Annotated in this window: 16 protein-coding genes and 2 pseudogenes; 9 read left to right on the top strand and 9 right to left on the bottom strand. The window is 64.2% G+C overall.

From position 1 onward, the window contains the following. Window positions 1-90 precede the first annotated feature (90 nt). Window positions 91-501, top strand: a complete 411-nt coding sequence (gene rnk, locus M1D78_RS18645; RefSeq protein WP_437421451.1) for a nucleoside diphosphate kinase regulator — start codon at window positions 91-93, stop codon at window positions 499-501. A 15-nt stretch (window positions 502-516) separates the two neighbouring features. On the opposite strand, the gene M1D78_RS18640 is transcribed toward rnk, so the two are convergent. The 3 genes and pseudogenes from M1D78_RS18640 to M1D78_RS18630 all read right to left on the bottom strand — a co-directional run. Next, a complete protein-coding gene (locus M1D78_RS18640) occupies window positions 517-3,342 on the bottom strand; it encodes a class I adenylate cyclase (protein WP_437421450.1) in 2,826 nt (941 codons plus the stop codon). 133 nt (window positions 3,343-3,475) lie between these two features. Then, the gene (locus M1D78_RS18635; RefSeq protein ID WP_437421449.1) at window positions 3,476-3,721 is read right to left on the bottom strand and encodes a TIGR02647 family protein; all 246 of its coding nucleotides are present in this window, start codon (window positions 3,719-3,721) and stop codon (window positions 3,476-3,478) included. 76 nt (window positions 3,722-3,797) lie between these two features. Then, a pseudogene (locus M1D78_RS18630) lies at window positions 3,798-4,064 on the bottom strand (hypothetical protein); the annotation flags it as partial. A gap of 130 nt (window positions 4,065-4,194) precedes the next feature. On the opposite strand from M1D78_RS18630, the gene M1D78_RS18625 reads away from it, so the two are divergent. After that, window positions 4,195-5,166 carry a magnesium transporter CorA family protein gene (locus M1D78_RS18625; protein ID WP_437421448.1) on the top strand — a complete coding sequence of 324 codons (972 nt, stop codon included), beginning with the start codon at window positions 4,195-4,197 and terminating at the stop codon, window positions 5,164-5,166. Here the strand turns inward: M1D78_RS18625 and M1D78_RS18620 are convergent, their stop codons facing one another. The 6 genes and pseudogenes from M1D78_RS18620 to M1D78_RS18595 all read right to left on the bottom strand — a co-directional run. After that, on the bottom strand, window positions 5,167-5,700 hold the full coding sequence (locus M1D78_RS18620) for a hypothetical protein (protein WP_437421447.1): 534 nt from the start codon (window positions 5,698-5,700) through the stop codon (window positions 5,167-5,169). 70 nt (window positions 5,701-5,770) lie between these two features. Continuing rightward, window positions 5,771-6,253 carry a GNAT family N-acetyltransferase gene (locus M1D78_RS18615; RefSeq protein ID WP_437421446.1) on the bottom strand — a complete coding sequence of 161 codons (483 nt, stop codon included), beginning with the start codon at window positions 6,251-6,253 and terminating at the stop codon, window positions 5,771-5,773. Between the two features lie 20 nt (window positions 6,254-6,273). After that, on the bottom strand, window positions 6,274-6,516 hold the full coding sequence (locus M1D78_RS18610; protein ID WP_437421445.1) for a hypothetical protein: 243 nt from the start codon (window positions 6,514-6,516) through the stop codon (window positions 6,274-6,276). A 24-nt stretch (window positions 6,517-6,540) separates the two neighbouring features. Beyond that, on the bottom strand, window positions 6,541-7,935 hold the full coding sequence (gene argH, locus M1D78_RS18605) for an argininosuccinate lyase (protein WP_437421444.1): 1,395 nt from the start codon (window positions 7,933-7,935) through the stop codon (window positions 6,541-6,543). A 144-nt stretch (window positions 7,936-8,079) separates the two neighbouring features. Further along, window positions 8,080-8,964 carry a methyl-accepting chemotaxis protein gene (locus M1D78_RS18600; RefSeq protein ID WP_457933601.1) on the bottom strand — a complete coding sequence of 295 codons (885 nt, stop codon included), beginning with the start codon at window positions 8,962-8,964 and terminating at the stop codon, window positions 8,080-8,082. Continuing rightward, window positions 8,938-9,600 (bottom strand): annotated as a pseudogene (locus M1D78_RS18595) (HAMP domain-containing protein); the annotation flags it as partial. The gene M1D78_RS18600 and the pseudogene M1D78_RS18595, both read right to left, overlap by 27 nt. An 804-nt stretch (window positions 9,601-10,404) precedes the next feature. On the opposite strand from M1D78_RS18595, the gene M1D78_RS18590 reads away from it, so the two are divergent. The 7 genes from M1D78_RS18590 (at window position 10,405) to M1D78_RS18560 (ending at window position 17,291) form a co-directional block, all read left to right on the top strand. Continuing rightward, window positions 10,405-11,487: a sensor histidine kinase gene (locus M1D78_RS18590; RefSeq protein WP_437421442.1), complete on the top strand. Its 1,083-nt coding sequence runs from the start codon at window positions 10,405-10,407 to the stop codon at window positions 11,485-11,487. Further along, on the top strand, window positions 11,484-12,230 hold the full coding sequence (locus M1D78_RS18585; protein WP_437421441.1) for a LytR/AlgR family response regulator transcription factor: 747 nt from the start codon (window positions 11,484-11,486) through the stop codon (window positions 12,228-12,230). The genes M1D78_RS18590 and M1D78_RS18585 overlap by 4 nt, the downstream gene beginning before the upstream one ends. A gap of 205 nt (window positions 12,231-12,435) precedes the next feature. Further along, complete coding sequence (hemC, locus tag M1D78_RS18580) at window positions 12,436-13,374, top strand: hydroxymethylbilane synthase (RefSeq protein WP_437421440.1); 939 nt, start codon at window positions 12,436-12,438, stop codon at window positions 13,372-13,374. After that, window positions 13,371-14,141, top strand: coding sequence for a uroporphyrinogen-III synthase (locus M1D78_RS18575; RefSeq protein WP_437421439.1), 771 nt, complete (start codon window positions 13,371-13,373; stop codon window positions 14,139-14,141). Before hemC ends, M1D78_RS18575 begins: the two co-directional genes overlap by 4 nt. A gap of 16 nt (window positions 14,142-14,157) precedes the next feature. Beyond that, complete coding sequence (locus M1D78_RS18570) at window positions 14,158-15,447, top strand: uroporphyrinogen-III C-methyltransferase (protein ID WP_437421438.1); 1,290 nt, start codon at window positions 14,158-14,160, stop codon at window positions 15,445-15,447. Beyond that, window positions 15,444-16,679 carry a heme biosynthesis HemY N-terminal domain-containing protein gene (locus M1D78_RS18565; RefSeq protein ID WP_437421437.1) on the top strand — a complete coding sequence of 412 codons (1,236 nt, stop codon included), beginning with the start codon at window positions 15,444-15,446 and terminating at the stop codon, window positions 16,677-16,679. The genes M1D78_RS18570 and M1D78_RS18565 overlap by 4 nt, the downstream gene beginning before the upstream one ends. 120 nt (window positions 16,680-16,799) lie before the next feature. Beyond that, the gene (locus M1D78_RS18560; protein WP_437421436.1) at window positions 16,800-17,291 is read left to right on the top strand and encodes a disulfide bond formation protein B; all 492 of its coding nucleotides are present in this window, start codon (window positions 16,800-16,802) and stop codon (window positions 17,289-17,291) included. Window positions 17,292-17,501: the final 210 nt, after the last annotated feature.

The following is a 17,501-nucleotide window of genomic DNA, read 5'->3' as shown; positions in this document are numbered from 1 at the left end:
CCTGTGTTAGGGTCGCAGGACGAACCCCGCCTTGCATGGTGGGGTTTTGCTTTTCTGCCATTCCAATTTTCGAGGAGCTTGCCCGTACTCATGACCAGTGCACCGTCGATCATCATCACCCAATCCGACCTCCAGCGGATCGAGCGGCTGCTCGATGGCCTACCGGATTACGGCCCGGCCGCCGAGGCCCTCGAGGAGGAGCTGTCCCGTGCTCAGGTCGTCGAGCGCGCCGAGTTGCCGGCCGGCGTGGTGTCGATGAATTCGCGCGTGCATTGCCGCGAAGAGGGAAGCGGCAAGGATTACCACCTGACGCTCGTCTACCCCGAGGAGGCCGGCAAGGACGGGACCGTGTCGGTTCTAGCGCCGGTGGGCAGCGCGTTGCTCGGGCTGAGTGTGGGTCAGCACATCGATTGGCCGACGCCGGGCGGCAAGGTGCTCAAACTGACCCTGTTGGCCGTCGAATACCAGCCCGAAGCCGCGGGCGAGGCGCACCGGAAGTAGCGCGCGGCGAGCGGTTCAGTCTGCGTGCAGTGCCTGGTTGATCGCCGTCTCCAGATGCGTTTTGTAGCGCAGGTACTGGACGGTCTGCGCCCGTGCGCCGCCATGTAGCCCAGAGAGATCCAGATCCGTGAGGTAGCAGGGATAACGCTCGCCGGCCCGGCGCTGGGTCAGAATGTAGTGCGCCACGGCGGCGTAGAGCTCAGGCCCGTATTCGAGGCTGGAGAATTCCCGATGATTGCAGTACAGCGTGACCTGCGAGCGGCCCCGCTCACCGGGTTCGACGATCGCTTGAATGTCGTAGAACGGGTTGCTGGCCTCGCGTGGTGCGGGCCGGCGCTCCAGTGCGGGCGCACCGTCCTGGGCCGCTGACTGCAGGCGATAGATCAGAATGTCCATCGCGGCCAAACGGCTCTCTTCGAACGGCAGCTGCGTGGTGCGCCGATAGCTCACCGATTGCAGGAAGCGCAGCAGCGGTGCCAACAGACTCTGCTCGTCACGAAACCCGTACTGCTGACGCCAGAGTGAGTTGAATTCGTCGAGCACCGTAACCTCGGCCAGCCCGTTCTGCACACGGTAGAACACCTGCAGGCAGTCGGGGCGTGCCTGGGTCAGCACCAGCGCCAAGTCGGTTCCAACGAGGGTGTGCCGTTCCAGGCGCAGCGGTCGATGCTGGTGATGGGTTTCGCCGAGGTGTTCGAGCAGCGCGGGCATATCGTGCAGGGCCGTATGGCGGATGTTCCCCGCGGCGAGATCTAGCACATGGAAGTGCTGGCGAACCTGGAGCAGGTAACGGCTCTCACCCGGCTCGTCGAGCGCTGCCTGGGCATCAAGGAATACCGTTTCCACCCGTCGCGCCAGCTGCACGCCAGCGTTGCGGAAACAGCGCACCTGCAGGCTCGGACGCTCGCCATGGGGGGGGAGCGCCTGCAAGTAATCGCGCAGGCATTCGGCCAGCGGCGCAGGGTTTTCGTAACGGGTGGCGATCAGCTCGCCCCAGCTATTGAGCGTCAATTGATCGATGCTCAGGATCAGATGCTCGCGCCCCGTGCCGAGCCCCAACGAGTCGGATAGCTCATCGAACGAAAACGGTTGCGCCGGGCTGAGCGGGTCGACGCCAACGTTGATCAATAGCAGTGCCCGAACCGGTGCCGCAGGGTTCAGCAGGGCTTCGTCAGGGACCGCCTGTGGCGGCATCGGCAATGCCTGCCTCAGTTCGGTCAGGAGGGCGAACAGCTCGCCTTCGGTCAGGCCGCTGTCGCCCGGGTGCAGGGCGACATGCGTCGCGCCGTCGATCACGCCGTTGCGGTGACACCAGGCCAGTAGCGGGATCAGCTCGCGCGAGCGTTTGAGCGGGGAGAAGTTGCTGAGCTGTTGCGCGTTGAGATTGCCCTCGTAGAGCGCCCAGGAAACGTCGTCAGCGGCGTCGTAGCCCTGCACCAGGGTCAGGCTGTGTTCGGCCAGATCCGGCGCGATGCCGAGGTTGATCGCCTCGATCTTCCCGCCCTTGCGCTCGATCGCCGCATGGAGGCGCCGACCGAGCACACCGAAGTCACGGCCATTGATACTGCAGGTGATCTGCTGCCGACGAGCGAATTCGCTGAGGAACCGGTAGCCGAATGTGAGTTCGTTGACCAGGGCGCGACGCTCCTCGATGACGCGGCGTACCTTCCACTGGCTGCGACTGTCGAGCTGGGCAAATTGCCGCTCGTCCCACTTCCAGTCGGCGGTCAGGCGTTCCAGCAGGCGGCGCTTCCAGCTCTTGCTTCGGCCGGTTGGCGGCCGGCTGAGCGGTTTGTTGACCTTGAGGTAGAGGCAGCGACGCAGCAGGGCCAGCCGTTCATGGTCGGCGCGGTTGAACAAGTACTGCTCGATCCGCCGGTAAGCGACGATGTACGGGTCCAGCTCGTCGAGGTCCAAGTGGTTGGCGTAAACGGCGCGCTTGAAATCCAGGCTCAGACAGCGCGAGTTCGGGTAATCGCTGGCATAGGCCTCGACCAGCAGCAGTTTGAACAGCGACTTGTACGGCGCCTCGATACCTTTGTAGAGCTGCCAGAGACCGGCCCCGAGGTATTCGCCGGTGGGAATGCTGCCGAGGTTGCCGAGGTCCAGCACCTCCTCGCTGCGCACGAAGCGTTTGCTGAGCAAGGTGTTGGCGTAGGCGTCGTAACGATGTTCCTCGTAGTCCGGCACTAGCCACCACAGCGGGGTGCGGCCGCCCAGCCAGATTGCGGTCCGATAGAACTCGTCGAGCAGCAGGTAGTGCTGGGTGGTGCCGCAATCGTCGCTGGTCAGCTTGGCGTCACGTGCGCCTTGTGTGAAACGCTCTGGCTCGACGAGAAAGAAGTGCGCCTCGCAACCCTGGGTTGCCGCCCAAGCCTCCAGCAGCGCGCATTTTCGGGCCAGTTCGTCGAGTTGCGGCTCTGGCAGCCCCGGCGCATGACAGACCCAGACGTCCAGGTCGCTGTGCTCGTCCTGCGCGACGGTGCCCAGGCTGCCCATGAGAAACAACCCGTGGATCGGTTGCGCCGGCTTGCCGCGTACCGGTCGGTAGGCAAACGAGCGGCTGAGGCGCTGGGCTTCGGCGAGCGTATCGCTATCGGGCTCATAGCCGGAGACGCCCGCCGGCGTGGTGGCCGAAACGTACCCGGGCAGGATGGGGTGGTTGACATGGAACAGCAGCGGCAACAGCCGCACCACGGCCTGTTGGCGTGGCGACATGATCTGCCGCGCGCGCTCCAGGCGCCCCGCGTTGACCGCAAGGAAGCGTGCCCGCAGCACGGCGAGTTCCTTGCGGTCGATTCCCTCTTCGAGAACGGGGCGAATTTCCGGTTGCAGGCTCATGCGAAATCGTGGGGCACGGGTCGGGTTGTCCGATGAGTGATGGGGCAAGTGCGCAGAAAATAACACGCCGCCCGGCCAGGCGGAAAAGCGAAGCTGCAGCGGGCTGGCGAGCCGACAGCGCCGCTGTGCGCGTTCAGGCGGTCGCGGTGCCCGACAGAATGGTCAAGAGCACCTGCGCATGCTCAGCCGCGTCACGGCCGAGGCCGGTTAGGTAGCCGCCGTCGGGCTGGGTCGTCAGACCTTTGGCATGCAGGCGCTGAGTGGCGGCCACGGCTTCAGGGCTCGCATCGTGATGCACCTTGAGGCCTTCGAGCGAGTTGTCGAGGTTGAACAGTCGAAGGATTTCCAGCTCGGCTACCACTTCAGGTGTATACGCCATGTTCGTTCCTCGTTGGCTGGGCCTGGGCCCGGTCCGCCAAGTGTAGCCGCTCGGCGGCAGGCTGCCGCCCCGAAGGCTATTCGGGCAGCTCTGGCAGGTCGCGAAGCAGCCGCTCGTAACGTTCGGCATCGAAGCCTCGGTCGTCGGCGAGCATTTGCCGGATTTCGTCGGCCAGGACCAGAGCCATCAGCTTGATCGACTCCTCGCGCTCGTAGCCCACCAGGGTCAGCTTGTTCAGCGTCGCTTGCGTAACAGCCGGTTCGCCGGCCTCGAGCTGGTTCTCGATGGCCTCGATCAGGGTGTGTGCGGCGAACGTTTCGTCATCATCCGAATCGGTATGCGTCATGCTGCGTCCTCGTTTGCGGGAGCGGTATTGGACCTGACCGGCGAAGCCGGTACAAGGCATGGCTTGAACGCTTCGCTTGAGCCGGTTTCTATTCTGGCATGGACCATCTTGAGGTACGGCCGCGCTAATGATCACGCTCTACAGTCTTGCAAATGGTGCCCTGGTGAGGCGAGTCGCCGACGATCTACAGGCACAGGCGCTTCCCGATAAGGTGCTGTGGGTTGATTTGCAATCGCCCGACCAGCAGGAAGAGCGCTTCGTCGAGCGCGCGCTGGGGCTGGACATCCCCACGAGAGAAGAGTTGGCGGAAATCGAGGATTCCTCGCGCTTCTACGACGAAGACGGGGCGATCTTCATGACGACCACCGTGGTGATGGGGATTGCCGATCGCCGCCCGGAAAACGCCCAGGTTACCTTCGTGCTGACGCGCCGCTGCCTGGTCACGGTGCGCTATGCCGAACTCAGCGCGTTTCGCCAGTTCGAGACGAAAATTGCCCGGCAACCATCAGCCCTAACGTCCAGCCACGCCGTTTTCCTCGGGCTGGCCGACGCCGTGGTCGATCGCATCGCCGATGTTCTGGAAAGCGTCCAGGTGCAGTTGCAAGCGCTGTCGCGGCGGGTATTCGACGAGCGCAAGGAGCAGCGCACCGACTTGCAGCAGGTCATCCAGCAGCTTGGCCAGCACCGCTCGCTGCTCTCCCAGCTCGGCGAGAGTCTGTTCAGTTCGAGCCGGCTGATCGCTTTCTACCGTCTGCATGCGGACGATTCGAAGCAGGGCGTGACAAAAGGGGCGTTGAAGGCGCTCGAACGCGACGTGCGGTCGCTCGGCGAGCACCAGGCGCGGTTGCTCGGGGACATTGCGTTTCTACTCGACGCCACGCTCGGGCTGATCAACATCGAACAGAACGCGATCATCAAGGTGTTTTCCATCGCCGCGGTGCTGTTCTTGCCGCCGACGCTGGTCGGCACCGTCTACGGTATGAACTTCGAGCACATGCCTGAGCTGGGCTGGCTGCTCGGATACCCGATGGCGCTGTGCATGATGGTCGTCTCGGCGATCATCCCCTACGCCTGGTTCAAGTTTCGCGACTGGCTCTGATCAGTCGACGCCGACCACGTAAAGCACTACGCAGAACGCGCCGAGCAACGCCCAGACACTACCAAAGATGACCGGCGTGCGCAGCGAGAAGAGCAGCGTGCGCTTATACCGCTCACCGCCTGCAGGATTGTCGCCCTCACCGAACAGCGCGGATTGCCGGTTGCCGAGCAGCCCGGCGCTGCCTTCGGTCTGCAGCAGTTCGGCCTGCTTGCGGTGCCAGCGTTCGATTACGTCATAACTGGCTCGGATGCCGGGCACGGCGTGCATTGAGGTGACCAGCCCGAGCACGGCGAGCAGGCTCGGTACGACCAGGCGAAACAGGCTGCCCCATTCCGGGTTGGTGTTGGCCATGGATGACGCGAAGGCAATCATCAAGAAGGACTGCGACGACAGATAGCTGCTGGTGCGGCTGGCCAGCAGCGTCGATTCGAAATGGATTTCCGAGCGATAGAAGTTCAGCCGCTCCTTGGCGGACTCGAAGACTTCCGCGCCTTGGGTGTCCTGGTTGAGCAGCAGAGTTTTGAGGTCGGCCATCCGGGCGTAGCCTTTTCGGCGAATACCTGTGTTGGGTATCGCCCAATGGCCAGGAGTTCCCTGCTGCGGGTCAGGGCTGCTCAGCCAACGCTTGCAGGGCAGCGCCCGTGACGCGGTAGGTGGTCCACTCGTCCTGTGGCAGCGCCCCCAGCGAACGGTAGAACTGAATGGCCGGCTCGTTCCAGTCCAATACCGCCCACTCGAAGCGACCGCAGCCACGATCGACCGCGACACGCGCCAGGTGTTTGAGCAGTGCCTTGCCCGCTCCGGTTCCGCGCGCGTCGGGCGTCACGTAGAGGTCCTCAAGGTAAAGCCCGTTGCGGCCGAGCCAGGTCGAGTAGTTGAAAAAATACACTGCGTAACCAATCGGCATGCCGTCCCGCTCGCAGATCAGCGCGCGGGCGGTCGCATCCTCGGCGAACAGGCTGGCCTCGATGCCGGCAGCGTCGGTTTTGACTTCATGCTCGGCGCGCTCGTAGATCGCCAGCTCAGTGATAAAGCGCAGAATCAGCGCGGCGTCGGCGCGGGTGGCGGGGCGGATGTTCAAGGGCATGGAATAGTCTCGTGCAGTAGTCAGCTATGGGTGACGGTCAGCCATAACAGCGGCAAACCTACCAGGCATAAGAAACCAAATGCCGCGACCCAGGAACTGCGCGAGCTCATCGGGTCAGTTACGCGCAGCGGCAGCTTCGGGTAGCGGCCCAGCGTCAGTATGCGCAAGGTCAGCCAGCCACCGCCGTAGAAGAGATAGGCCAGGACGACTTCGGCGATCGTCCCGGCGAGAAACCCCAGGCCGCGAAGCAGCAGTTCAGGCATGGGGGCTCTTTTCTATCGGGGCGCTTAACGATTAGCCAGCAGTTCGCGGCCACGCTGAACGGCCGCACGTACCTGCGTAGGAGCGGTGCCACCAATGTGGTTTCGGGCGTTCACCGAGCCTTCCAGCGTCAGTACCGCAAATACGTCATCGCTGATCTGGTCGCTGAACTGGCGCAGTTCGTCGAGGCTCATCTCGGCCAGGTCCTTGCCGGTCTGCACGCCGTACTTCACCGCGTGGCCGACGATCTCGTGGCAGTCGCGGAACGGCAGCCCCTTGCGCACCAGGTAGTCGGCCAGATCCGTCGCCGTGGAGAAGCCGCGCAGCGCCGCTTCGCGCATGATCTCGCGCTTGGGCTTGATCGCCGGGACCATGTCGGCGAAGGCGCGCAGCGAGTCACGCAGGGTGTCGGCGGCGTCGAACAGCGGTTCCTTGTCTTCCTGGTTGTCCTTGTTGTAGGCCAGCGGCTGGCCTTTCATCAGCACCAGCAGGCCTGCCAGCGCGCCGAACACGCGGCCGGTCTTGCCGCGCACCAGTTCCGGCACGTCCGGGTTCTTCTTCTGCGGCATGATCGAGGAGCCGGTGCAGAAGCGGTCCGGCAGATCGATGAACTGGAACTGCGCGCTGGTCCAGAGCACCAGCTCTTCGGAGAAGCGCGACAGGTGCATCATCGCCACCGAGGCGGCGGCGCAGAATTCGATAGCAAAATCGCGATCCGAAACGCCGTCCAGCGAGTTGCCGGAGATCGCTTCGAAACCCAACAGTTCGCAGGTGATTTCCCGCTGAATCGGGTAAGTCGTGCCGGCCAGCGCGGCCGAGCCGAGCGGCATGCGGTTGGTGCGCTTGCGGCAGTCGACCAGCCGCTCGTAATCGCGCGAAAGCATCTCGAACCAGGCCAGGAGGTGATGACCGAAGGTCACGGGCTGGGCCGTTTGCAGGTGGGTGAAGCCGGGCATGATGGTGTCGGCTTCGGCCTCGGCGAGACCCAGCAGGCCCTGCTGCAGGCGAGTGATCTCGCCGAGGATGGTGTCGATTTCGTCGCGCAGCCACAGGCGGATGTCGGTGGCGACCTGGTCGTTGCGCGAGCGGCCGGTGTGCAACTTCTTGCCGGTCACGCCGATGCGGTCGGTCAGACGCGCCTCGATGTTCATGTGCACGTCTTCCAGGTCGATGCGCCAGTCGAAGGTGCCGGCCTCGATTTCGCTCTGGATGTCCTTCAGGTTGGCGATGATCTGGTCGCGCTCATCGGCGCTCAGCACGCCGGCCTTTTCCAGCATGGTGGCGTGGGCAATCGAGCCCATGATGTCGTGGCGGTAGAGGCGCTTGTCGAACTCGACGGAGGCGGTGAATCGGGCGACGAAGGCGTCGACGGGCTCGCTGAAACGGCCGCCCCAGGACTGGTTGGTCTTGTCGGTGCTCATGAATGCGCTCGCAGAAATCGGTGAACGAAAAGAAGGGCCGGATGATAACAGGGTCGGCCCCTGCTCAGCGTCCACCGAAACGAGCCGGCGTGGTCGGCCGGCTGCTGGTCCTTGCCGTATCAGCGCTCCTGGATCGGAGGTTGGTCAGGCCTGGAATTGTCCGAGGCTGGCTTCGAGGCGCAGTGCCAGGCCGCCCAGTTCGCGGCCGCTGGTTGCAGTCGCCGCAACGGCTTCGGCCGAGCGTTCGGCCTCGGTCATGATCACCTGCATGCGTTCGCGCACGTCGGTTGCGCTGCCGGCCTGGCGTTCGGCGCCCTCGGTGGCCTTTTGCACGGCGTCATGCACCTCGGCCACGGCCAGTTGCAGGGCCTGCTGCAGCGAGCGGCTGGCCGCGAGTGAAGTCAGCCCGCTGTCGGCCTGCTTGCCGGTGGCGGCGATGGCGGTGACCGCTTCGCGTGCGCCACGTTGCAGGCTTTCGATATGGCTGCGGATGTCGCCGGTCGATTGCTGAGTCTTGCTGGCGAGCGCCCGCACTTCGTCGGCAACGACAGCGAAGCCGCGCCCGCTCTCGCCGGCTCGGGCCGCTTCGATGGCGGCGTTCAGCGCCAGCAGGTTGGTCTGTTCGGCGATGCCCTGGATGACGGTCAGCACCACTTCGATCTGTTCACTCTGACTGGCCAGTTGTTCGATGACCGCGGCGCTGCTCTGTACGCCCTCGCCGAGCGCCTCGATAGTTTTGCCGACCTGGCTGGATATCGCCTCGTTGTCCAGTGCCGACTTGCGAATCGAGGCGACCTGCTTCAGTGCTTCTTGCATCGCCCGGCTTTCCTGCTCGGCGCGCTGGGTCATGTCGGCCAGCGCCTGCAGGCTGCCGGCGACTTCGTCGCGCTGACGTTCGGCCGCCGAGGCGGCGGCGCTGCTGCGGTTGCCCAGCGCATCGATCTCGGCGCCGGTCTGCACCGCAATGGCGCGTGCTTCCTGAACGATAGGCTGCAATTTGGCAAGGAAGCGGTTGGCCGCTTCGGCCATGTCGCCCACTTCGTCTTTGCTCTGAATCTTCACCCGCTGGGTGAGGTCGCCATGGCCGGCCGACAGGCCGCGCAGCGCATCGATCAGCAGCCCGAGGCGGCGAAGCACCTGGCGGCCGAGCACCAGCGTCAAGGCGACCAGCAGCAGCGCGCCGGTTATAGCCAGCCCGATGCTGATCTGCCACAGCAGCGTCGTTGCCGAATGCTGGACGGCTTTCTGACTGTTGGCGTCGATGTTTTGCGCCACGTCCGCAGCGGCCGCCAGTCGCGCGGCAAGCACCTTGGTGCTGTCGGATGCGGTTGTTGCCAAGCCGCTTTCGACCAGATCCGAAGTGCCGGCGATCAGGGTTTGAAAGCGACTGTTGAACGCGGAGAGTTCAGTGTCCACGGCAGCGGTGGACAGGCCAAGAATGACTTGGCCGATCTCGGCGCCCTTGGGGTTGATTGGGGTCTTGGCCAGATACAGCGAGGGATCCTGTTCTGCCGCCGACAGGACTTTGTCGAACGCGGTCCGGCCCTCGCCCTTGTCCAGCAGTGTCTTGACGCGCGGGTCCTTGCGGTTGAGATGGCGGGTGAGCTGATTGCCATCTGCGTCGAAGTAGACAACGAACACCACGGCGGGATTCTGATGGGCCATCCTGACGAATTCGGTGAGTGCCGGAATGTCTTTGTCCCAAATCGCCGCAGGCGCGACGCCGGCCAGCAGAACGGCCAAGTCGTCACCCGACTGCTTGAGGTGCCGTTCGAGGACTTCCTGCAGTTGATGCTGCTCTTCGGTGAGCCGTTGTTTGAGGCCCTCGGTCAGATCGGCCTGCATGCGCGTCGACAGGCCGGACAGCCCGCTGCGGACCTCGCCGTCGGCCGTCTTGAGCTCGCCCAGCAGGCGCTCGGCGTCACTGCTCAGGCTTTGCTGAATCTGCAGTTTGAGCGATTCGATGGTTCCGCGCGTCAGCACGAGGGCGACCGCCACCTGCACGGCGACCGCCAGGCACAGGGTGATAAACACCGGACGCAGCAAACGGCTACGCAATGAGGAAAACAGCAGCACGGCTCATCTCCTGCCGCAACGGCGGCCAATGTAGGTCAGTGGGCTACGCAATCTCCAGGCCACTCAGCAATATCGGCACCGCCCGGCTTGCCTTGAAGTTTTTTCGGTGGGTTAGGTACGTACCGCCACGATTGCCGATACAGCCATGCTGGTGTTTCCCCGGGCCAAGGGTGCCCGTGATCCGGTCCTGGGCAGATGGCCAACGCAGGAGGTTGTTGACGAACCGGTTCTCGGCGCGGCTACGAGGCGGGTGATTTTCTTCTGCCTGGTGCGCACAATCGGCTCGCGTCCCGCTATTCGATGGTCGGCTGCCGTATAAATCGCGCAGGTCTCGATGCACGCTGTTCTGTCTGATAACTCCCTTTTGCGCGCCTGTCGCGCGGATGCCTCGCCATGAAGTCAAGAAGGCCCGACCGTTATGTGCCTGCTGGCCACGTTGACGAATTCTTTGTCCCTGAACTGTGCGAGCCAGAGGCCCTGCTGGGGCTTGTCCTGCTGGCCGAGCTGCTTGTGCTGGTTCTGGTCCTCGCCGAGCCGATGCAGCCGGGCTTTAACTGGATGCGCTTGGCCCTGGCGTCGCTGTTCGTGCAGTGGGTGATGCTGCTTTCCGCGGGGCTGACCTGTCAGTTGCGGCCGCTGCTGGCACGCTTACCCGCCTGGCTTGCCGGGCTCGCCTGCAGCGCGATAGTGGTGGGCCTGACGCTGGCCTGCACCGCGGTGGCTGATATCTACCAGCTCGGCGGGCCTCTGACCCGCGCCGGTGAGGTCAACCTGTACCTGCGACATGCGCTGATCAGCCTAATCATGTCGGGTCTGTTGCTGCGCTATTTCTACCTGCAGAGCCAGTGGCGGCGGCAGGAACAGGCCGAGCTCAAGGCGCGGATCGAGTCATTGCAGGCGCGCATCCGGCCGCATTTTCTGTTCAACAGCCTGAACAGCATCGCCAGCCTGGTCGCGACCGACCCGGGTAAGGCCGAGCAGGCGGTACTGGACCTCTCCGATCTGTTTCGAGCCAGCCTGGCACGCCCCGGGACGCTGGTGCCCTGGGCTGAGGAAGTCGAGCTTTCCAGGCGTTACCTGGCGATCGAACAGTACCGCCTGGGTGACCGCCTGCGCATGGATTGGCAGATCGATGGGGTCCCAGGCGACCTGCCGATCCCGCAACTAACCTTGCAACCGCTGCTGGAAAATGCCTTGATCCATGGCATCCAGCCGCGGATCGAAGGCGGGCTGGTCTGCGTGAAGGCCGATTACACCGACGGCGTGCTCAATCTGGAAGTCAGTAACCCATTCGACGAAGCCGCTCAAGCCCAGCCGTCACGGGGGACTCGCCAGGCATTGCACAACATCGACGCACGATTGACGGCACTTTTCGGCCCTGCAGCGAGTCTCAGCGTGGAGCGGCGTAATGCCCGTCACTACACCTGTCTACGCTATCCGTGTGCGACACAACAGCAGGAAGCCAGAACTATATGAATGTGCTGATTGTCGATGACGAACCTCTAGCCCGCGAGCGCCTCAGCCGACTGGTAGGTGACCTTGACGGCTATCGTGTCCTGGAACCTTCCGCCTCCAACGGTGAGGAGGCGCTCTCCCGCATCGAGGAGCTGCGTCCTGACGTTGTGTTGCTGGACATCCGTATGCCGGGCCTCGACGGCCTTCAGGTCGCTGCCAAACTCTGCGAGCGCGATGCCCCACCCGCGGTGATCTTTTGCACCGCCCACGATGAATTCGCTTTAGAAGCGTTTCAGGTCAGCGCCGTGGGCTATCTGGTCAAGCCGGTGCGGCCTGAGCACCTGGCCGAGGCGCTGAAGAAGGCCGAGCGGCCGAACCGCGTGCAGCTCGCGGCACTGACCCGTCCCGCCGCGGTATCGGGCGTCGGGCCGCGCAGCCATATCAGCGCCCGCACACGTAAGGGGATCGAACTGATCCCGCTGCCACAGGTGATCTATTTCATCGCGGATCACAAATACGTGACCCTGCGCCACGAGGGCGGCGAAGTCCTGCTGGACGAACCGCTGAAGGCCCTGGAAGACGAGTTTGGAGAGCGCTTCGTGCGCATCCACCGCAACGCGTTGGTCTATCGCGACCGCATCGAGCGCCTGCAACGCACACCGCTCGGGCATTTCCAGCTCTTCCTCAAAGGTTTGGAAGGCGAGCCCCTGACAGTGAGCCGCCGGCATGTCGCGGGTGTGCGCAAGCTGATGCAGGGCCTGTAACGCCGGCGACGGTGCTGGACGCTGGACTGCTGGACGAGTCATAGGGATGCGAGTCGCTGAGATGGCAGCGAATTGGCGTGAGGGGTGCCAGGGTTTGGGGCCGTCTCTCCAGCCTCCAGCCAGCCGCTTTCCTTGACCCCCGCCAACCCAGTCGGGCGGCCTTGCCTGTTATCATCGCCGGCAGTTCATCTGCTTGGAATCACCCATGTCTCGCGAAATTCGCATCGCCACACGCAAGAGTGCCCTGGCCCTGTGGCAGGCCGAATACGTCAAGGCTCGCCTCGAAGCGGCACATCCTGAGGTCCGCGTAAGCCTGGTGCCCATGGTCAGCCGTGGCGATAAGCTGCTCGATGCGCCCCTTGCGAAAATAGGTGGCAAGGGCTTGTTCGTTAAGGAACTGGAAACCGCTTTGCTGGAAAACGAGGCCGATATTGCGGTGCACTCCATGAAGGATGTGCCCATGGAGTTCCCAGAAGGCCTCGGCCTGTATTGCATTTGCGAACGCGAAGACCCTCGTGATGCCTTCGTTTCCAACCATTACGAAACCCTCGATGCGCTGCCTGAGGGGGCGGTAGTTGGCACGTCCAGTCTGCGCCGCCAGGCCCAGCTATTGGCGCGCCGCCCTGACCTCAAGATCCAATTCCTGCGCGGCAACGTGAATACCCGGTTGGCCAAACTCGACGCCGGTGAGTACGACGCTATCATCCTCGCCGCCGCCGGGCTCATCCGTCTGGGGTTCGGCGATCGTATACGCACCCGAATCACGGTCGAAGACAGCCTGCCTGCCGGCGGGCAGGGCGCCGTGGGCATCGAGTGCCGTACGGGCGACGTCGAGTTGCATCATCTGCTGCAATGCATGAACGATGCGGCCACCGCCGTGCGCGTCAGCGCTGAGCGCGCCCTGAATCGTCACCTCAACGGTGGTTGCCAAGTGCCGATCGCCTGCTACGCGATGCTCGAGAGCGACCAGATATGGTTGCGTGGCCTGGTCGGGCAGCCTGATGGTTCGCAGTTGTTGCGTGCGGAAGGCCGCGCACCGATCGGCGACGCTGAAGCACTTGGTGTGCGAATCGCCGAAGCGCTGCTCGCCCAAGGTGCCGGCAAGATCCTCGCGGACATCTACGGCGAGGCCGGCAAGGCGTGACGGGATGGCGGCTGCTGCTGACCCGTCCCGCCGACGAGTGCACCGCGCTGGCGGCGCGGCTGGCGCAAGTGGGTATCCACACCAGCAGCCTCCCCCTGCTAGCTATCGAGCCGCTACCGGAGACACCAGAACAGCGCGCGACGATGCTCGAGCTCGACCGCTACCAGGCGGTCATCGTGGTCAGCAAACCGGCAGCACGCCTGGGGCTCGAGCGCCTGGATCGTTACTGGCCGCACAAGCCGTTCGGTCAGGCATGGTTCAGCGTCGGCGCGGCGACCGGGGGATTGCTCGAAGACTATGGCCTGGACGTCTCCTGGCCGGCCGTTGGCGATGACAGCGAGGCACTGCTGGCACTTCCCCGCCTGGCCGAAGCGCTCGCGGTGCCGCAACCCAGGGCGTTGCTGCTGCGTGGTGAGGGGGGGCGAGAGCTGATCGTCGATACCCTGAATGCGCGGGGCGTGCAGGTCGACAGCCTCGAACTCTATCGTCGCTACCTGCCGCAGTACCCGGCGGGCGCGCTGCTACAGGCCGTGCGATCGGAACGGCTGAATGCGTTGATGGTCAGCAGTGGGCAGGGCCTTGAGTCGTTGCACCAATTGGCCGGTGACGACTGGGCTGAGCTGCGTGAACTAACCTTATTCATACCGAGCCCCCGAGTCGCGGCACTGGCAACGCAACTGGGTGCAAAACGAATCGTGGACTGCCGAGGCGCTGGAGCTTCGGCGTTGCTGGCGGCGTTACGGGAAACCCCGAGCCCGCATTCCTGATGCAAAGGATGGAAACGTGAGCGAAACAGATCCCGACAAGTCACCGCAGCAACCCAAGGGAAGCGATCCCGGCGCCCCACACGAACCGGTGAAGACAGAACCACTCAAGGATCCGAATCTGTCTGCGAAGACACCGCCGCCCAAGTCACCGCCACCTAAGACGCCCCCACCCAAAACGCCCACTACGTCGGGTTCTAGTGGTGGCAAAGCCCTGGCCGGCGTTGCATTGTTGGTCGGGTTGGCGGGCTTGGCCGCCGGGGGTTACGGCATTTGGCAGACGCAGCAGCTTGCCGATCGTGAGCAGGCGCAACGCGATGCCGTCGAGGCGACTCGTACCCAAGCGCGCGAGGCGAACGATCGCAACCAGCAACTGGCGAGCCGGATGGGTCGTCTGGAGCAGCTTCCTTCGGCTGAGCAACTGGAGGAGCGGCGCCGCCTGCTGGCCCAGGTCCAAAGTGACCAGCAACGGCTCGCCGGCCGTGTGGAACAGGTCCTGGGCGCCAGCCGCGAACAGTGGCGCCTGGCCGAAGCGGAGCACCTGCTGCGCATGGCCATGCTGCGACTGTCGGCGATGCAAGACGTCAACAGCGCGGCGTCGCTGGTCGAGGAAGCCGACGTGATCCTGCGCAATCAGGACGATCCCGGCGCCTACGGTGCCCGGCAGAAGCTGCTTGAAGGGCTCGAGGCCTTGCGCAGCTTGCCTGAGATCGACCGCACCGGGCTGTTCCTGCAACTCGGTGCATTGCGCGGGCGAGCCAGCCAGCTGAGCGGGCTGGCACCCGAGTTCGAGGTCGGCGAGGGGGCGGTCGAGAGCAGTGACACCACCTGGCGCCGCTGGGTCGACGAGCTGACGCGCTACGTGCGCGTCGATTTCAATGCCGGCAACGACGTCCGCCCGCTGCTGGCAGGTCAAAGCCTGGCCCAGGTCAGGCTCGCGCTCTCGCTGGCCATCGAGCAGGCGCAGTGGGCAGTGCTCAACAGCAACACCGAGGTCTATCGGCAGTCGCTCGAACAGGCGGCCCGCTTGATCGAGGATCATTTCAGCGAAGCGAATGGCCAGAGCCGTGGTCTGCGTGATCGTCTGCAGAAACTGGCTGACCGGCAGGTCGAGGTAAGTCTCCCTGATCTGTCACCGGCGCTCGATGCGCTGCAAACCTACGTGCAGAAGCGCGAGTCGGCCGAGCGTGCCGGCGACCCGGAAGCAGAAAGTGCCTCCCGCAACGACGCCGAAGGCGGGGACGCAGCTCCGGCCGACCAAGAGGCGGCTCCGGTCGCGCCTGAAGAAGAGGGAGGCGTGCGCACATGAAGCGACTGGCCGTCTTCCTGATTCTTTTACTGATTGCCATCGGCTTTCTGGGGTGGGCCGTGTCGCAGGATGCCGGCTACGTTCTGATCAGTTACGACCGGTTTCGGTACGAGTCCAGCTTCTGGGTGTTCGTTGGCCTGCTTGCCGGGCTCTGGTTGCTGGCGATCGTCGTGCATGGCGTCCTGGGCTTACTGCATGCCTCCGGCGCGTTGGTCAATCCCTGGTCACGGCGCCACCGTGCGCGGCGCGTCGCCAAGGCCTCACGCAGCGGCCTGCGGGAACTGGCGGAAGGGCAGTGGGGCCCGGCCCTCGGGCATTTGCGGACCGCAGCCGAGCATGACCGCCAACCGCTCGTGCATTATCTGGGCGCGGCCCGTGCCGCCAGCGAATTGGGCGAGTACGAGCAGAGCGACGAGCTGCTGCGCAAGGCGCGCGAGCGTGAGCCTGAAGCCGGGCTGGCCGTCGGCCTGACCCAGGCGCAGCTGCAGATCGCACGCGGCCAGTACGCCGAAGCGCGCGCGTCGCTCGATGCGCTGCACGGTGAACATCCGCGACATCCGCAGGTTCTCTCGTTGTTGCAGCAGCTCTATGTCCAGTTGCAGGACTGGCCTGCGCTGTGCCGCCTGCTGCCTGAGTTGCGCAAGCATCGTGTATTGCCGCCGGCCCGTCTGAATGAACTTGAAGTGCTGGCCTGGACGGCAGCGCTGGAGCAGGCCGGCTCCGGTCAGCCAGTCGCAGGCGATGAAGCTCGCCAGGCACTGGATCAGCGTTGGCAAACCGTGCCGGGTTCGTTGCGCAACGAGCCTGCACTGGTGCGCGCCTATGCCGACGGGCTTACCCGGCTAGGCGGCCAGGATAAGGCTGAAGAGTTGCTGCATACGGCGATCAAACGCCAATTCGATGATCGGCTCGTAGAACGCTACGGTCGGGTTCAGGGGCGCGATCCTTCGCGTCAGCTGGCCAATGCGGAAGGCTGGTTGAAGGCGCATCCGGACAATGCCGAACTGCTACTCGCGCTGGGGCGGCTCAGTCTTCGCAACGCACTCTGGGGCAAGGCGCGTGACTACCTCGAAGCCAGCCTGGCGATCGAGCACCGTGCCGACACCTGTGCCGAGCTGGCTCGCCTGTTGGCTCAGCTAGGTGATAACGAGCGCAGTAACCGTTTGTTCCAGGAGGGTCTGGTTCTGCTCGATCAGGAAGGCGCCGCCCCGCTGCCTGTCGTCATCCGCTAGCCGTATCCCCTGCTGCCGCGTGACGTCTGTCCCGCGGCTTCGCGCGGCTGTCTGCAAGCGGCTTGCAGGTCAGGTCGCGCCGCACTACCGTAGCGAGCTTTTCCTCCCCGCGGAGTCATCATGAACCTGGCAAGCCCGCGTTCGCTGTTTTTACTCGCTTTTATCGGTTGCGTCTTGATGATGGCCGCTGCGCTCTATTTAGAGCACGTGGTTGGCCTCGTGCCGTGCCCGTTGTGCATCGTGCAGCGCATTTGCGTGATCGGCTTCGGGCTGGTCTGCCTGGTGGCTGCCCTGCACGGCCCAGCCAAAACGGGCCGCCGTGTCTATTCGGTGCTGGCAATGCTCTTCGCCCTGGCTGGCGGAGCGACCGCGATTCGCCAGATCTGGCTGCAGAACATGCCGGCCGATGAGCTGCCGGCGTGCCTGCCCAGCCTTGAATACATGATGGATGCGCTGCCCTTCCAGGACATTGTCCGCTTAGTCCTGCATGGCACGGCCGAATGCGCCGAGGTCAGCTGGACGCTGCTGGGAATGAGCATTCCCGAATGGACGCTGCTGGGTTTCATCGCCATGGTCGGCTTCAGCTTCTGGCAGCTTCTCAGGCGCGGCTGAGGCATTTTGTCGGGGCCGGCGAATCATCTTCGGGCGAGACGGTCAATGCTCTGATCGAAGCGATTTGGCTCGGCTGCGCTGCGTGAGGTTTTTGCCCGGTGCTGCTTGATGCTTCGGTCCGTGCAGCTTAGTCTGCGGGGGCAGCGCCGGCTTGGAAGGCGTGAGAGGTAGCGAGCATTGGCAGGTCAGGCGAATCCAGATGTGATCGAC

Source organism: Pseudomonas sp. SA195, from assembly GCF_054131565.1.
Note: the sequence above shows the minus strand (reverse complement) of the source record. Positions and strands in the feature narration are given on the sequence as shown.

What these genes read in the sequence shown, in the direction of transcription:
- rnk (WP_437421451.1), top strand. Translation starts at nt 91, where the DNA reads ATGACCAGTGCACCGTCGATCATCATCACCCAATCCGACCTCCAGCGG.
- M1D78_RS18640 (WP_437421450.1), bottom strand. Translation starts at nt 3,342, where the DNA reads ATGAGCCTGCAACCGGAAATTCGCCCCGTTCTCGAAGAGGGAATCGAC.
- M1D78_RS18635 (WP_437421449.1), bottom strand. Translation starts at nt 3,721, where the DNA reads ATGGCGTATACACCTGAAGTGGTAGCCGAGCTGGAAATCCTTCGACTG.
- M1D78_RS18625 (WP_437421448.1), top strand. Translation starts at nt 4,195, where the DNA reads ATGATCACGCTCTACAGTCTTGCAAATGGTGCCCTGGTGAGGCGAGTC.
- M1D78_RS18620 (WP_437421447.1), bottom strand. Translation starts at nt 5,700, where the DNA reads ATGGCCGACCTCAAAACTCTGCTGCTCAACCAGGACACCCAAGGCGCG.
- M1D78_RS18615 (WP_437421446.1), bottom strand. Translation starts at nt 6,253, where the DNA reads ATGCCCTTGAACATCCGCCCCGCCACCCGCGCCGACGCCGCGCTGATT.
- M1D78_RS18610 (WP_437421445.1), bottom strand. Translation starts at nt 6,516, where the DNA reads ATGCCTGAACTGCTGCTTCGCGGCCTGGGGTTTCTCGCCGGGACGATC.
- argH (WP_437421444.1), bottom strand. Translation starts at nt 7,935, where the DNA reads ATGAGCACCGACAAGACCAACCAGTCCTGGGGCGGCCGTTTCAGCGAG.
- M1D78_RS18600 (WP_457933601.1), bottom strand. Translation starts at nt 8,964, where the DNA reads ATGGCCGAAGCGGCCAACCGCTTCCTTGCCAAATTGCAGCCTATCGTT.
- M1D78_RS18590 (WP_437421442.1), top strand. Translation starts at nt 10,405, where the DNA reads ATGAAGTCAAGAAGGCCCGACCGTTATGTGCCTGCTGGCCACGTTGAC.
- M1D78_RS18585 (WP_437421441.1), top strand. Translation starts at nt 11,484, where the DNA reads ATGAATGTGCTGATTGTCGATGACGAACCTCTAGCCCGCGAGCGCCTC.
- hemC (WP_437421440.1), top strand. Translation starts at nt 12,436, where the DNA reads ATGTCTCGCGAAATTCGCATCGCCACACGCAAGAGTGCCCTGGCCCTG.
- M1D78_RS18565 (WP_437421437.1), top strand. Translation starts at nt 15,444, where the DNA reads ATGAAGCGACTGGCCGTCTTCCTGATTCTTTTACTGATTGCCATCGGC.
- M1D78_RS18560 (WP_437421436.1), top strand. Translation starts at nt 16,800, where the DNA reads ATGAACCTGGCAAGCCCGCGTTCGCTGTTTTTACTCGCTTTTATCGGT.